The organism is Mycobacterium pseudokansasii, assembly GCF_900566075.1.
In the GTDB taxonomy this organism is placed as follows: Bacteria; Actinomycetota; Actinomycetes; order Mycobacteriales; family Mycobacteriaceae; genus Mycobacterium; species Mycobacterium pseudokansasii.
Map to the genome: position 1 here is coordinate 3,581,607 of NZ_UPHU01000001.1, position 15,925 is coordinate 3,597,531.

Below are 15,925 nucleotides of genomic sequence, written 5' to 3' on the forward strand. Positions count from 1 at the left end.
TCTCCTTAGGACAACCGAGCGGCTTCCGGTAGTTCGGTGATATGCGTAAGCAACGCTTGCGGAGTCTGCGAATCGAACACGTCCCGGATGCGCACCCGCCGGCCGAACACTTTGCGTATCCGGGCCGCGATCTTGATCGCGTGCAGAGAATGACCACCGAGGTCGAACAAGTCGTCGGTTGGGCTAACCACGTCCCTTTCCAGCACGTCTCGCCAGATCTTGGTCATCGCGTCGAGCGGATCGGTCGGATAAGCACCGGTTTGGTTGCCCGCCGGCCGCTCTGGTGAGGCAGCACTGATCGCGGCGGCCAACGCGGTCCGGTCCAGCTTGCCCGATCCCGCACGCGGCAGCCGTTGCATCGCCACCAGCGTCGTGGGTATCACGTGGCTGGGCGCGGTGGTTGCCAACTCGGAACGCACGTCCTGCGGTGAGGTGGCTGCGTCCAGCACCACACCTGCAGCCAGACAGGCGTTTTCGCCGTCGCCCAGCACGCAGGCCGCGGCCGCCCGCACCCCGGCCACCGCCCGTAGGGCCGTGTCCACCGCGCCCAGTTCAACCCGGTGACCGCGGACCTTGACTTGGTCGTCAAGACGTCCGACGAACTCGAAACATCCGTCGGCAACCTCGGCGACCACATCCCCGGTGCGATACCAACGGGTCCGGGCCCCGTCCGGCTCGGAACGCCACACGAAGCGCGCAGCGGTTTCCGCGGGCAAGCCAAGATAGCCCTTGGCTACCCCGGGGCCGCCGACCAGCAATTCGCCGCCGTCAACCCGCACCGGTCCGTTGAGCGCAGCGCCGATCGGCACGGTCGCACGCGACTCGAACGGATCCGGGTCACCGATCCGGTACATGGTAGCGCCCACCGTGGTTTCCGTTGGGCCGTAATGGTTCCAGATGGTCACCTCGCCGCGGGCCGCCCGCACGCGGCGCACCGCCGGCCACCGCAGCGGCTCGCCACCGAAGATGAGCTGCGCCTGCGGAAGGAACGCATCGAAACCCGTGCTCAACAACGCATCCAGATGAGTCGGGGCGATTTTGAGTACGTCGGCCGGATGTCGTGACGTCAGCTCCACCAGGGTCTCGGCGTCGGCGCAGGCGTCTTCATCGGCCAGCAGCAGGGTGCCCCCACGCGTCAGCGCGGACCACAGCGTGCTGTAACAGAGGTCGTATGCCGGTGAACCCACAACCAGGCAACGTTGCCCGGTCATGTCCACCCGCTGCGCCAGAGCGTCGAGATAGCTCAACAAGTTGGCATGCGTGACGACGACCGGCTTGGGCTCGCCGATGGATCCGGAGGTCATGACGACGTAGGCCGCTTGCCCGGCAGGGATTACCGGCAACCGCACGGTTGACGTCGATTCGGCAAGGGTCGCCACATCATGGTGTCGATCCGGCCGCTGCGTGCCGCGCGCTGCCGCGGTATGGATGACCAATTGGGAACCGCACGCCCGCATGTGTGTCACAACTGCGGCTTCGGACGTCGAGGCCGCGGCAACGCTGAAGGCCGCGCCGGCCTTGAGGACGCCGAGCATCGCCGCGACCATTGGCACGCACAGCGATCCGACGATGGTGACGACAGCGCCGCCCGGCAGGTCGGCGGACAGCAGGCCGGCGGCGATCCGGTCCGAGCACGCATCCAGTTCGGCAAAGGTGACGCTCGACGTTCCGTCGTAAGCGGCCACCGTCGCGGGAGAGTCGGCGGCCCGTGCCGCGAACCGCCCATGGACGGTCTCCCCGGTGACGAACTCGTCGTCGCTGACCAATTCGGCGACGATGTCGGCGAAACTCTGTGCCACCCGGGCAATTCCGTCAGCGTCATAGCAGTCGCTGGTGTAGTCCCATTCCAAGATCAGCTGGGGGTCATCGGTTTCCACCACGTTGAGGCTCAATCCGAAGCGCACGTGGCTCGCCGGGTCCGGCAGGGCACGCGCGCCGGCCGATCCGAACCGCGGTTGGCCCACGTGGTCCCAGTTGAAGCAGGTGGACACATGTGTCCCGGGCGATTCCGAGAGGATCTCGGCGAACGGCAGCTGCTGGTGCTGGTAGGCGTCCAACAACGCGGCACGAACAACCGGCAACGCCGTGGCGACATGAGCCTGGGGATCCAGTTGCAGCCGCAGTGGCAACAAGTTCGACAGGTAGCCGATCAGTCCGTGCCGGGCCGCGGCATCGCGCGGATCGGTCGAGACGCCGACGATCACCGCGTCCGCGCCGCCGCGCGACCGGACCTGGTGCATGACGTAACAGGCCAGCAGGGCGACGTATCGGGTGCAGCCCATGTCGGCGGCGACGCGCTGCAGCGCGGCCACGGTCTCGGCCGGCAGCGTGGTCCGCAGCCGCCCTCCCGGGCCAGCGGCCAGCTGCGCGGTACGAGTGGCCTCGGTGCCCGCCAGCCTCGTGCGCCAGAATTGGCGATCGGCTTCCGTTGCCCGCCCGGCGTGTTCGCGACGCCAAGCGGCGAAGTCGACGGGCGCCGGCAACTCCGCGGCGGCACCGCGATATACGGCGGCGAGCTCGTCGAGGACTATCCGCTCCGAGACGCCGTCGAAGACGATGTGGTGGGCAGTCAACACAATTCGGCATTGCCGCTCGGCGAGGCGCAGCACAGCGATCCGCCACAACGGTCCCACAGCCACGTCGATGAGCTGCTCCGCGTCTTCGGCGTACCAGCGCGCCAGCTCCTCGTCTCGATCGGCGTCGGACAGCGCGGTGAAATCGACGACGTGTACGACGGGCACCAGTTCGCGGTGCACCAGCAGCGTCTCGCCCTCGGCGCCGAATGTCGCGCGCAGCGCCTGGTGGCGCCCCGCCACGGCGATCACGGCCTCTTGCAGGGCGTCGATGTCAAGCCGTTCCGCGACCTCCAGCGAGGTCCGGACATGGCATGCTCGGGCCGTATCGGAGTCGGACTCACAGGCCCACCACATCAGTTGCTCGTTGGGCGTGGCCGCGAGTTCCGCTTCCACACCGCCCACATCGTCGGTCCCGGACGAGCGCAGCGCCGACACCACCGCGTCCAGCAGTCGCTCGGCGTCCCGGGAGGATGCGGTCCCCGGCAGCCTCGCCATCAGCTGGGTCCGTCCGCCGGACCGGCGAATCATGAGCACTTCGCCGCAATCGCGCGCGGCGAAATCCTCGGCGCAGTCCCACAACTGGGCCGTTTGCTCGTCCTGTTCGGCGTCATCCAGCAGGGACAGGTCGACCAGGTGCACGGTGGGCGGACCGGCCGGTTCGACGAGCTTCTGCAGCCGCGGCTCGGCGGCGACGGCCGCCTTCACCGCCAGCGTGATCTCGTCGGGGTCAAAGGTGCGGCTCAGGTCTGCGGTCGCCCGCGCCCGCTCGGTGCGAGCCGACACCTTCGCGGGCTGTGGCGCCGGGGGTCGCGGGGCGGTCTGCAGCCGATCGCGTAGCCGCACCAGTTGGTCCACACCGCCCAGCAGATCGTCTGCGGCGACGCCGAAGTCGACGAAACACGCGATCTCGTCAACCCCCAGACCGGTGATCCGGCGGGTGACGTCAAGCGCATGGTCGAGATCGCCGATGATCGCGTTGTCCTGCAGGAAACGATCGACCGCCCTATCGAGCAGGTAGGTTCGTTCGCTGTCGGTGAGCCGTTCGAAAGCGTGGTGTTCGCGGCTGCCGGTGACCGCGCTGAACAGGTCGACCGACGACCCGAGATAGCGGTGCAGCGGGCCGCGGGCCAGGCGGGCCGCCGAGTCGTCCGAGGTGACCAGCGTGTGGACCAGGGCGGTGACGTGTCCGGGCCCGGCGATGCCGGCGCTGCGCCGCGCATCCCGGTAGAGCGCAATGTTCGACGTGAGCTGCTCGGCGCTCTGGCCGACCAGGTTGGTCAGAATCGACAGGCCGCGTTCTCCCGCCGTGCGGAAGGTTTCCGGGGAGCCCAGTGCCGCGATCCAGGTCGGCAGGTCGGCTTGCCGGGGCTGCGGATACAGGCTGACCTCGGCCTCGATACCGTTGCGCCGGAACGTGATTGGAACGCCGCGCCACAGTCGCTGCACGGTGTCGATGTCCCGCCACATCACTTCCCGGCGCCGGTCGAACGGCTCGCGGGCGAGGATGAAGTCGTTGCGCTGCCAACCGGACGCGAAGGCAACCCCTATCCGGCCATCGGACAGGTTGTCGATCATCGCCCACTCCTCGGCGACCCGGATCGGGTCGTGCAGCGGGAGCACGACGCTGCCGGCGTGGATCCGGATCTGGGTGGTGATCCCGGCGAGGAACGCCCCTAAGACCGACGGGTTGGGCGACAGGCCGCCGAAGGAGTGGAAGTGGCGCTCGGGGATCCACAACGTGGCGAGGCGCCCGTCGGCCGCCGCGGCCGCGTTGCGGATCACGTCGAACATGCCGGGCGTGTTGCGTGGGTAGTCGCCGAAGAAGGAGAGGCTGAGCAGCGGGGCCGGCGACCCGCCGGAGATCCGCACCTGCGGCGTGTGGGGTTCGGGTGCCCTTGGGACTGTGCGGGTCTCAGCCACACCGCCGGCCGCGGCCGGCGCAGTGGTCTCGACGAACCGTTCGGCTCGTTTAGTTGCCGCCGGAATGTCTGCGGCCGCCCGGTTGAGCAGGCCGACATCGCGCAACTCGCGGGTCGCGCTGCCGGCCGCGGCGATTACCCGTTCGATATCAGCATCGCTGTGTGCGGTGGAGAGAAAGCAGGTGCCTCCTTCGGCGATGTACACGCCTTTGGTCAGCATCGCGGCGTTGAAGTAGTCCATCTCCACCGGTTGGTAGGCAAAGCTCAGGTTGCCGTTGATGGAGAAACGGAAAAAGGAGCCGAAGTTGTGCATCGCGAACGGAACGCCCAGATCGCTGAATCGTGCGTTCAGTTCGGCACGCAGCTCGTCGGTGCGCTCATTGAGGCGGCCGGTGAGCCGTAGTCCGTCGTCGCGGAGCTTGCCCAGCACGGCACGTGCGGCGGCCATCGCCAGCGGGTGGCGGCAGAAGGTGCCGGCGGTGTAGGTGACCGGTGGCCCCGGGCGGGTGGCTCCGCCGTCGACGCGATTCATCACGTCGGCCCGGCCGGCCACCACCCCGATAGGCATACCGCCGCCGACGACCTTGGCGTAGCTGACGATATCGGGCGCGACGCCGAAATGTGCTGCCGCGCCGCCGGGGTGGATGCGAAAACCGGTGAGCACCTCGTCGAAGGCCAGGAGCACGTCGTGCGACCTGGTGATGTCACGGAGCTCCCGGAGGAAGTCGCCGGGATGCAGGTCGGGGCGGCGATTCTGCACGGGTTCGACCAGCACCGCGGCCAGATTCGAGCCGCGGCTGCGGATCTCGGCGAGTGCCCGGTTGTCGGCATAGGGCAGCACGATCACGTCATGAACCAGGCCCGGCGGTATGCCGATGGCCATCGGGGCGGCCGAGACGTCGTTGATTCCGGTCGGGTTGACCAGAGTCGAGTCGAAGTGACCGTGATAGGCGTTGCGGAACACCGCGATCGTATTGCGGCCGTTGTGTGCACGGGCCAGCCGCATCATGGTCATCACAGCCTCGGTTCCGCTGTTGCAGAACAACACTCGGTCCTGACCGGTGAGTTCGGCCAGCAACGCGGCGACTTCGCCGGCAACGGCCGATTCTGGGCCCAACTGCATCCCGGTGGCGAGTTGTTCGCGCACGGCGTCGACGATGAACGGCGCTTGATGACCGAATAAGTTGACGCCGAAGCCCATTGCGATATCGACGTAGTCGTTGCCGTCCACATCGGTGAGGTGCGCGCCCCGGGAGGAGACCACCCGGAGCGGCGCTGCGAAAGCCGCCGTCTCGGGCCGTACGTCGGAGGCGCTACGCCGGTTATTGCACATCACCGGGAGGTAGGAGCGATATTCGGCGATCGAACGCGCGGTCATGCGGGTGTAGGTGTCGGTCAGCGTGGCGAGGTAGTCGCCGCGATCGTCAGCCGAAGACGGCGCCTTGCCGCCGTGTTGCGTGACGTAATCGGTGATCGCCGCGACGGTGAGCAATTCCTCGAAAAGCTGGCGCAGCACCAACACCACCCCGAAGGTCGTATCGACCCGGCTCACCACCTCTACCAGGACCATCGAGTCCGCGCCCTGCTCCAGCAGTGGGCGGCGCGGCTCCACCTCATCTGGCTGCATGCCGAGTAGCTCGGCGATCCAGCCCGTGATGACAGCCGCCACCGCGGTTACCGCTGCGCTGCACTGCGGCGGGCGTACACCGGCAGGCGAGAGATCCGCCATCGTGGCTGTCCTTTCGTTGATTGCGCTATTGCGGTCAAGCGGTTTCGGCGGCCGCGTGATCCAGAGTCGTCTGCGGTAGAAAGGATGCGCGGGAAGCGACACCGGCGTGAAGGTCGCGGCGGGATAGACCCGTGACCAGTCGACGTGGGCACCGGCGAGGTGCAGTGCGATGGCCAACCGCTGCTCGTCATCGAGTTGCGCGCTGGTCCAGTCGCATTCGGCTGCGCAGCGGGACGCCGCCGTGAATTCGACACGGACCCCGTCCTGGCGGGCAGCTGCCGGTGCGGTGCACGCCACCCACTGCTGGCCCAGCAGCAGATTCGCGAGTGCGGCATCGACTGTGGCAGCATCGGCATCGTCACGAACCAGGACGATCCGATTGGGCGCGTCGGCGTCGGTGGCGGCCACCAACTCCGACGGTTGCGCCGACTGCCAGGACCTGAGCGCGCCCAGTGCCGTCTGGGCATCCGGCGCGACGACGACGAGCCGAAATCGATGGTGGTCCCGACCGACCGCCGAGCTGGCGCAGACGTCGGGGAACGCTTCGGCCGCACCGCAATCGAGCAGCTCAGCGTAGGCGGCAACCAGGTCATGCAGCGCCGCGTCGCTGCGACCCGAAACCAGCAATACCTGCACCGGACGTGGAAAATGTTGCGGTGGAACACTTTCCGGCGCATCCGCGAGGGTCACGTGGGCATTGGTGCCGGCCATCCCGAACGAGCTGATCGCAGCCAGCCGTCCACGCTGCCGGCGAGGCCAGGCGGTAGGCCGGGTGGTAACCGCGAATCGCATGGTGTCCCAGGGCACTTCCGGGTTCAACCGGGCCGCATGCAGGGTGGGCGGAATTTCGTCGTTGTCCATGCACAGCACGACTTTTGCCACCGAGAGCAGGCCCGCGGCAGCCTCCAGGTGCCCGAAATTCGACTTGACCGAGCCAAGCTGAACCGTGCCGGTCGACCCGTACACCTCGGCCAGGCCGGCAAGCTCGATGGGATCTCCCAGCCGGGTGCCGGTGCCGTGGGCCTCCACCAAATCGACGTCGTCGGGGTCGACGCCCGCCGAGCTCAATGCCTCACGCATGACTTCGCGTTGCGCAGTGCTGCGCGGCACCGTCAGGCCGGCGCCGCGGCCGTTGTGGTTGACCGCCGAGCCCCGGATAATCGCGCGTGGCCGTCTCCCGGCCGCCAACGCGGCCGACAGCGGCTGCAGCACGAATGCCAACGCCCCTTCGCCCTGCCCGAAGCCCTCGGCGTCTTCGGCAAACGGTCTGCTCCTGCCGCGAGGCGCCACCGCATCTAACGCCTTGCGCAACAACAGGTTTTGCGGGGCGGCGATGAGGTTGGCGGCGGCGACCACCGCCAAAGTGCACTCGCGGTCGTGCAGGCTGCGGCAAGCCAAGTGCAAAGCCACCAGCGATGACGAGCACGCGGTGTCGACGTGCAGTATCGGCCCGGTAAGTCCGAAGACATGGCCCAGCCGGCCGGCCGCAACGGCGCGAGCCGTGCCGGTCCCGGTGTAAGCATCGAAAAGCTCACGCCGACACGGATCGGCGCTTTGCAGGAGATAGTCGTCGCTGCTCGTGCTGACGAACGCCCCAGTTCGTTCACGCGCCGCGCAACGGATCGACACCCCGGCGTCCGCGAATGCCCGGTCGGTGACTTCGAGGATCATGCGTTGCTGCGGGTCCATTCCCGCGGCTTCCTTCGGCGAGATGGAAAAGTATCCCGGGTCGAATGCATCGTGATCGGCAATGAGCGCGGCACACTGCGGGGATGTGTCGTCGCGCCGCCCGGCACCGTCGCGATCGAGAGTGACATTCCAGCCGTCGTCGTCGATGGGCGTGATCGCATCACCGCCGGCCCGCAGAAACGACCACAGCTGTGAGGCCGTTTCGATGCCGGCGGGCAATCGCAATCCCATGCCGAGCACAGCAACGGGTTCGCGGCGACCGGCCCTGAGTCTTTCGATCGTCTCGCGCTGTCGCGCCAGGGTTTCTCGGGCCTTCGTCAGCAATTCGTGGACGTCGATCGGCTCCCCCAACGAATCGCTTGGCGAACCGAACCCGGGTCCCTGCATCCGATACCCCTCACCGAAGCATCGACGACGGGCGGCGTTCAAACCGCGGTCACTGGCCGGCTGGTCGGCCTGCCCAAGCGCTGATCGGAGACAACGTTCCGACCTCCCGTCACGTTAGTCGCTAACATCCTGTTCCGCGAGGGGCGAAATTTATCGGGAACCGCAGGTAGACGAAGCGGCGCGGGTTTCGAGCCCTGGCCAGGAACCGACGCCCGCCGACCGGCGCACCTCGAAGACACGGATTGGAGGTGAGTCGACGCGCTCGCCGTGAGACATTGTCGTCGGGCTTGCGACGAAGATGCTGGGCGGCTGTTTCCATCCAGGCCCGAGGCGGCCGCCACATGAGCAGGTGGATGCTATGGATCGCACGTTTTCGCTTGTGTTCCTGACTATCGTCGATGTCGTCGTCATCGTCGTCACTGCCCGTTTGTTCGGAAAAGTCGCAACGAGGTTCGGGCAACCGGCCGTGATCGGCGAAGTGATTGCGGGGATTGCGCTGGGACCCAGTCTGCTCGGCCTGTTACCGGGTCACCTGGAAACTCGCCTCTTTCCCGCCGAGGCGATGCCTTACCTCGGGATGTTGGCCGAGCTCGGACTGGTCTTGTTCGTATTCATGGTTGGCCTGGAATTGGATTTCACGCTGATCCGTGGACGTCGGCGTGCTGTCGCCAGCATCTCGGTACTGTCTTTCGCGGTGCCCTTTGCGCTGGGTTTGCTGGTGACGCTGGTCCTGCATCCGCGGCACAACATCGTCGACGGCAAGCAGGTGCCCTTGTCAACCTTGATGCTGTTCATGGGCATCGCCATGTCGATCACCGCATTCCCGGTCCTCGCTCGGATTATCGCCGAACGCAAGGTATATCGGACCAGGGTCGGAGTTCTGGCACTTTCGGCGGCCGCCGTTGACGACGTGCTCGCATGGACACTGCTGGCATACGTGTATGCCGTCGTCAAGGGCGACGGTGTCCTGAAGGTGGTAAGGACCCTCCTGTTATCCGCGCTGTTTGCCGCCTTGATGCTGGGCGTGGTGCGACCACTTCTCGCGCAAATCGTCAAGTGGCACAAGAAGACAGGCGGCCGCACCGTTTGCATGCTGGTCGTCGTCGCCGGCGGCGTCCTGCTGTCGGCGTTCATCACGGCGAGAATTGGTATCCACGAGATCTTCGGAGCGTTCCTTTTCGGAGCGATCATGCCCAGACAGGGTGCACAACATTTCAGAAGAGCGATCCTCGACCGACTTGGCACCGTCAATTCGCTGGTGCTGTTGCCTGTCTTCTTTGTCATCGCGGGTTTCAACGTAGATCTGCGTAACTTCACCCGACTCGACCTGGCAATGCAATCGCTGTTGGTGCTCACCGCGGCTGGCATCGGAAAACTTGGCGGCACCTTCGCCGGTGCACGCCTGCAGCGAATGACCGTCCAGCACAGCGCCGCAATTGCCGTTCTGATGAACACCCGCGGGCTGACCGAACTCGTGGTCCTATCGGTCGGCAAAGAGGTCGGCATTTTCGACACCGACATGTTCACCATCATGGTGGTCATGGCCTTGGCCACCACGATCTTCTGTCAACCGGCGCTGCGGATCGTGTACCCCGACAAGGCGATCCAAGAAGACCTCGATGCCGCCGCGACAGCCGAGCCAGAACCCTGAAAAGACGTGCGTCATACCGCAAAGCCGAGGCAGCGCCCCCTGCGCGGCTAGGGTCTCACGCTGTCTTAGTCTGACGATTTGCCGTCGGCTTTCGAGTCTTTGGGCTCGTCGGAGTCCTTGGGCTCGTCGGACTCTTGGGAGCCTTCGGCGTCTTCGGCGTCTTCGGCTTCCTGGGATGTCGCCTTCTGCAGCAGTGTTCCCAGCTGGGCACCGGTGATCCGACGAAACGCCCGCCGTGGCCGATTGGCGTCGAGAATGGCGACTTCCAAGTTGGCCACCCCGAGGGCGGGCTGACCGTTTCCCGAGGTGTCGGCGCTGCTCGTCCGCAGCGCCTCCACCGCAATCCGCAGCGCGTCGGGCAGATCCGCGTTCTCGGCGTAGGACTCCTTGAGCGCGTTGGCGATCGGCTCGGTGGTGCCGCCCATCACTACGAAATGCGGCTCGTCGGCGATCGACCCGTCGTAAGTGATCCGGTATAGCTCGGGCGGCTTGGTCTCGCCGTAATGGGCGACCTCGGCCACGCACAGCTCGACCTCGTAGGGTTTGGCTTGCTCGGTGAAGATGGTGCCCAGCGTCTGCGCGTATGCATTGGCCAGCTGGCGTCCCGTGACATCGCGACGGTCATAGGCGTAGCCGCGGGTGTCAGCAAACGTGATCCCGCTGCGGCGCAGATTGTCGAATTCGTTGAATTTACCCGCGGCGGCAAAGCCCACCCGGTCGTAGAGTTCACTGATTTTCTGCAGTGACCGCGACGGGTTTTCCGCGACGAACAACACGCCGCCCGAGTAGGCCAGCGCCACCACGCTGCGGCCCCGAGCGATGCCCTTGCGTGCGAGCTCGCTGCGCTCGCGCATCGCCTGCTCAGGCGAAATGAAATAGGGAAAGCTCACTTCGCACCGCCGTCGGGCCCGAAAGTATCAGCGCGCGAACGACTTCCGATGACTTCGCGGGCCAGCTCGGCGATGCGGCTTTCCGCGACGTCGACCGCCCCGTCGACGCCGATGGTGACCGCGGTGGGATAAATTCCGCGAACCAGATCCGGGCCGCCGGTGGCCGAGTCGTCGTCGGCGGCGTCGTAGAGCGCCTCCACAGCCACCCGCAACGCGGAATCGGCGTCGGTGACTTGCGAATACAGCTTCTTCATCGACGACTTGGCGAAGATCGATCCCGAGCCCACCGCCTGGTAACCCTCTTCCTCGATGTTCCAGCCGCCGGCGGCGTCGAACGAGACGATGCGCCCCGCGGTCTGCGGGTCGGGGGCATGAATGTCGTAACCCGCCAGCAACGGCAGCGCCACCAGTCCTTGCATCGCTGCCGCGAGGTTGCCCCGCACCATGATCGCGAGCCGGTTGACCTTGCCGGCAAACGTCAGCGGCACCCCTTCCAACTTCTCGTAGTGCTCGAGTTCGACGGCGTACAGGCGGGCGAACTCGACGGCGACGGCTGCGGTGCCGGCGATACCGGTGGCGGTGTAGTCGTCGGTGATATACACCTTTTTCACGTCGCGCCCGGCGATCATGTTGCCCTGGGTCGAGCGCCGGTCCCCGGCGATCATGACGCCGCCGGGGTACTTCAACGCGACGATGGTGGTGCCGTGCGGCAACTGCCCGCCGACGGTGCCCGAGTACACACCGCCGTTGACACTTGCCGGCAACAATTCCGGCGCCTGGCGGCGCAAGAAGTCAGCGAAGGAGGAGAGGTCTACAGCGGATCCGGAAAGTGCCGATTTAGGGGACAAGCGATCAGGCAACGGCCAGGTCACTGTCCGCCCTTTTGGACGTACGCGCGGACGAAGTCTTCGGCGTTCTCCTCGAGCACGTCGTCAATCTCATCGAGCAGATCGTCGGTTTCCTCGGCCAGCTTTTCGCGACGCTCCTGGCCCGCGGCAGTGCTGCCGGCGAAGTCGTCGTCGTCTCCGCCGCCACCGCCATGTTTGGTCTGCTCCTGAGCCATCGCCGCCTCCTGCTCTCGTCCTGGCCTGCTTACAGGCCGCGGGCGCCGTACCGCACGCCCGCTGGTCTTTCCCTAACAGTACCGGTCAGCGACGACGTTTCCGGGCTTACGCTCCCCGCCGGGCCAACGGATCTCAGCTGGTGAGTTGTTCCACCAGTTCGGCGGCGCTGTCCACGGACTCCAGCAGCGCGCCGACGTGGGCTTTGCTGCCCCGCAGCGGCTCGAGCGTGGGTATGCGCACCAGCGAGTCACCGCCGAGGTCGAAAATGACCGAGTCCCAGCTGGCGGCGGCGATATCGGCGCCGAACCTGCGCAGGCATTCGCCGCGGAAGTAGGCCCGGGTGTCGGTGGGCGGGTTATCCACCGCCTCGAGCACCTGGTGTTCGCTGACCAGCCGTTTCATCGAACCGCGGGCCACCAAGCGGTTGTACAGGCCCTTGTCCAGCCGGACATCGGAATACTGCAGGTCGACCAGATGCAACCGGGGCGCTGACCAGCTCAGATTCTCCCGGTGCCGGAAACCGTCGAGCAGCCGCAGCTTGGCCGGCCAGTCCAGCAACGCGGCACATTCCATCGGATCGCGCTCGAGCAGGTCGAGCACGTGCGTCCAGGTTTCCACGATGTCGGATGCTCGCGGGTCGGGGTCGCGGCTGTCGACCAGCTTGGCCACCCGATCCAGATACGCCCGTTGCAGCGCAAGGCCGGTCATTTCGCGGCCATCCACCAGGGCCACCGTGGCCCGCAGTGACGGGTCGCGGCTGATCGCATGGACCGCGTGCACCGGCCGGGCCAACGCCAGATCGGCCAGATCGATACCCTCTTCGATCAGGTCGAGCACCAATGCCGTGGCACCGAGCTTGAGGTAGGTCGACGTTTCGGCAAGGTTGGCATCACCGATGATGACGTGCAGCCGCCGGTACCGGTCAGCATCAGCGTGCGGTTCGTCGCGAGTGTTGATGATGCCGCGTTTCAGTGTGGTCTCCAGCCCCACCTCGACCTCGATGTAGTCGGCGCGCTGCGACAGCTGGAATCCCGGTTCGTCGCCGGAGGGCCCGATACCGACCCGGCCGGAGCCGGTCACCACCTGGCGGGACACCAGAAATGGCGTCAGCCCGGCGATAATGGCCGAGAACGGCGTCTGACGAGACATCAAATAGTTCTCGTGCGCCCCGTAGGACGCGCCTTTGCCGTCCACGTTGTTCTTGTAGAGCTGCAGTTTCGCGGCGCCGGGGACGCTGGCCACGTGCCTCGCGGCCGCCTCCATCACCCGTTCACCGGCTTTGTCCCAGATCACCGCGTCGAGCGGGTCGGTGCACTCAGGTGCAGAGTATTCGGGGTGCGCGTGGTCGACGTAGAGCCGCGCCCCGTTGGTCAAGATCATGTTGGCCGCCCCCACCTCGTCCGCGTCGACCACGGGCGGCGGCCCGGCCGAGCGGCTCAGGTCGAAGCCCCGGGCGTCCCGCAGCGGCGATTCGACCTCGTAGTCCCAGCGGGTGCGTTTGGCGCGCTGAATACCCGCGGCAGCGGCATAGGCCAGCACCGCCTGCGTCGAAGTGAGAATCGGGTTGGCGGTCGGGTCCGACGGCGATGAGATGCCGTACTCGACCTCCGTGCCGATAATCCGTTGCATGCTTTAGAGCCTAATGGGAGTCGACCAGCGAGCCTTCGATGAGTAATTGGTTGACCGGGGACGCTGATCTTGAGCTTCCGGCCGGTGAGCACTGTTCGAGCCTGGAGTGTTTGTTGATTCCTAAGTCTAGATTGTGTCCCCGGCCGGTCGGTGAGGTCGCCTAGAGCGCTGATGGGGTGTCGTGCCTGTTGAGCACTGATCCATTGGGGTGCCGCCGGGTGTCCTGGGGCTCGAAGGGGTTCGACCACATCGATTTGGGGAGGCGATCGCACTGATCTTCGTTGGAGATGATGGGGCCCAAGCCCATCACGATATTCACCTGATGGATGCCGACGCCAAACCGCCCCCAGCGACCAGGCCGCTTGACAACCTACGACCCTGGGATGTCTAGGCCGTGCGACGATGCGGCCCACGTAGCGGGCCGTTGTGGGGAAACCTCCCAGCCGCGAAGCGGCAAGGGGGCGAGGCGGGCAATCGGGGCCAACGGCGGGCTGGCGACATTCTGCTGGCCAGCCCCCTGCGGCGAGTCGATCGCGAGCGCTCGCATTGATCGACTGGCGCATACAGTTGCCGATTGGTACGGTCGCCCCGACCCGCCCCGACCATGTGCACCCCAAACTTCGGAGTGTCCGCGTTGACGCCAAAACGGCTGTGGCCTTTGCTGGTTCCCGAGGCGCTGAGCCGCCGCCGGACGAGGTGCGGGGACCCGCTGTGAACCCCGACCCATTTCAGGACGCACAGCCCGGCGCTGACTTGATTCCCGCGGGGCCGCTCCAAGCCGAGCAGATTAGCATAGCTACTTCGATCTGAAAAAGTGGGCGCGCTGAATCGCGGGTTCACGCTACTGAGCTGGGAAGATGGCCTCAAGCCCTTATGCGAGAAGGGATTGGGGCCATCGTGTTTCGTACTGTAGGTGGATCAGTGCTCGTTGTGGGAATCGATCCTGCCCGAGCAGGTGCGGCGGCTGCCCGAGGAGTTGGCGCGGGTGGACGCGTTGTTGGACGACGCGGCGTTCTTCGCCCCGTCCGTGGCGTTCTTCGACCCGCGGATGGGTCGGCCGTCGACGCCGATGAAGACCTATCTGCGGTTGATGTTTTTGAAGTTCCGCTACCGGCTGGGTTATGAGTCGCTGTGCCGGGAGGTGTCGGACTCGATCACCTGGCGGGTGTTCTGCCGGATCCCGCTGGACGGGTTGGTGCCGCGCACCCGACGACATTGATGAAGTTGACCACCCGGTGCGGCAGCGCCGCGATCGATGGGCTCAACGAGACGCTGTTGGCCAGGCGGTGCAGGCCAAACTGCTGCGCACCGACCGGCTACGGGTGGATACCACGGTGGTGCCGGCGAATGTCTCCTCTCCCACCGACTCGAGTCTGCTGGGCAAGGCGGTACGGCGGATCGCGGCGACCGGTAAGCGGATCCAGGCCGCTGGCGGCGCGGTGGGAACCCGGCTGCGGGACCGCTCGCGCGCGGCGGGTAAGCGCGCGCACGCGATCGCCTCGAAACTGCGCTCCCGCGTCGCGCTGGGCCGCGACGAGGCCAAGGCCGCGGTGCTGAGCTGCACCGGTGAGTTGGCCGAGCTGGCCGACACCGCAGCACGCGAGGCCCAGCGGCTGCTGGTCAACGCCAAGCGGGCGGTGCGCCGGGCCAAGGCCAAGGCCGCCGAACTGGCCGCCCGCGGTGAGCACGACGCGGCGGCGGGCCGGCGGCGCGGCCGGCTGGTGCGCGCGGTCAACGACCTGGCCAAACTGCTGGATGCGACCCGACAGATCGTGGCGCAGACCCGGCTGCGCATCGCCGGGCATACCCCCGACGGGGCGACCCGGCGGGTCAGCCTGCACGACGGCGATGCCCGCCCGATCGCCAAGGGCTGCCTGGGCAAACCGGTTGAGTTCGGCTATAAAGCCCAGGTCGTCGACAACGGTGACGGGATCGTGCTCGATCACACTGTCGAGCAGGGCAATCCGCCCGACGCCCCGCAACTGGCGCCCGCGGTGAAACGGGTCACCACACGCGCGGGGCGCACACCGGGCACCGTCACCGCCGACCGCGGCTACGGGGAAGCCGCCGTCGATCGCGAGCTGGCCGACCTGGGTGTGAAGAACGTGGTGATTCCCCGCAAAGGCAAACCCTCCCAGGCTCGGCGAGCCCAAGAGCACCGGCCCGCGTTCCGACGAACAATCAAGTGGCGCACCGGAAGCGAAGGCCGCATCACCCTCAAGCGTGGCTACGGCTGGGACCGCATCCGCATCGACACCACCGAGGGAGCCCGCATCTGGACCGGGCGCGGCGTCTTGGCCCACAACCTGGTCAAGATCAGCGCCCTCGCCGCCTGATCGACAGCGCCCAAGCCACATTCATGCCCCAAACCGGGAACCACCCGACACAGCC

Annotated in this window: 6 protein-coding genes and 1 pseudogene; 2 read left to right on the forward strand and 5 right to left on the reverse strand. The window is 66.6% G+C overall.

The window, feature by feature from the left end:
• Positions 1-5 precede the first annotated feature (5 nt).
• A complete protein-coding gene (locus tag EET10_RS16275) occupies positions 6-8,300 on the reverse strand; it encodes a MupA/Atu3671 family FMN-dependent luciferase-like monooxygenase (protein WP_122502318.1) in 8,295 nt (2,764 codons plus the stop codon).
• A gap of 358 nt (positions 8,301-8,658) precedes the next feature.
• Here EET10_RS16275 and EET10_RS16280 point away from each other — a divergent pair, with 358 nt between their 5' ends.
• A complete protein-coding gene (locus tag EET10_RS16280) occupies positions 8,659-9,951 on the forward strand; it encodes a cation:proton antiporter domain-containing protein (RefSeq protein ID WP_051490768.1) in 1,293 nt (430 codons plus the stop codon).
• A 65-nt stretch (positions 9,952-10,016) separates the two neighbouring features.
• Here EET10_RS16280 and prcA read toward each other — a convergent pair whose 3' ends face one another.
• The 4 genes from prcA to dop form a co-directional block, all read right to left on the reverse strand.
• The gene (prcA, locus tag EET10_RS16285) at positions 10,017-10,841 is read right to left on the reverse strand and encodes a proteasome subunit alpha (protein WP_036406923.1); all 825 of its coding nucleotides are present in this window, start codon (positions 10,839-10,841) and stop codon (positions 10,017-10,019) included.
• A complete protein-coding gene (gene prcB / locus EET10_RS16290) occupies positions 10,838-11,713 on the reverse strand; it encodes a proteasome subunit beta (RefSeq protein ID WP_036406920.1) in 876 nt (291 codons plus the stop codon). Before prcB ends, prcA begins: the two co-directional genes overlap by 4 nt.
• Positions 11,710-11,904 carry a ubiquitin-like protein Pup gene (locus tag EET10_RS16295; RefSeq protein WP_036406917.1) on the reverse strand — a complete coding sequence of 65 codons (195 nt, stop codon included), beginning with the start codon at positions 11,902-11,904 and terminating at the stop codon, positions 11,710-11,712. Before EET10_RS16295 ends, prcB begins: the two co-directional genes overlap by 4 nt.
• 133 nt (positions 11,905-12,037) lie before the next feature.
• On the reverse strand, positions 12,038-13,534 hold the full coding sequence (gene dop, locus EET10_RS16300; RefSeq protein ID WP_036406914.1) for a pup deamidase/depupylase: 1,497 nt from the start codon (positions 13,532-13,534) through the stop codon (positions 12,038-12,040).
• Between the two features lie 897 nt (positions 13,535-14,431).
• Here dop and EET10_RS16305 point away from each other — a divergent pair.
• A pseudogene (locus EET10_RS16305) lies at positions 14,432-15,870 on the forward strand (ISNCY family transposase).
• Positions 15,871-15,925: the final 55 nt, after the last annotated feature.

Excerpts from the sequence above, each read along its gene's own strand:
- EET10_RS16280 (WP_051490768.1), top strand. The coding sequence starts at position 8,659 with ATGGATCGCACGTTTTCGCTTGTGTTCCTGACTATCGTCGATGTCGTC.
- dop (WP_036406914.1), bottom strand. The coding sequence starts at position 13,534 with ATGCAACGGATTATCGGCACGGAGGTCGAGTACGGCATCTCATCGCCG.
- EET10_RS16275 (WP_122502318.1), bottom strand. The coding sequence starts at position 8,300 with ATGCAGGGACCCGGGTTCGGTTCGCCAAGCGATTCGTTGGGGGAGCCG.
- EET10_RS16295 (WP_036406917.1), bottom strand. The coding sequence starts at position 11,904 with ATGGCTCAGGAGCAGACCAAACATGGCGGTGGCGGCGGAGACGACGAC.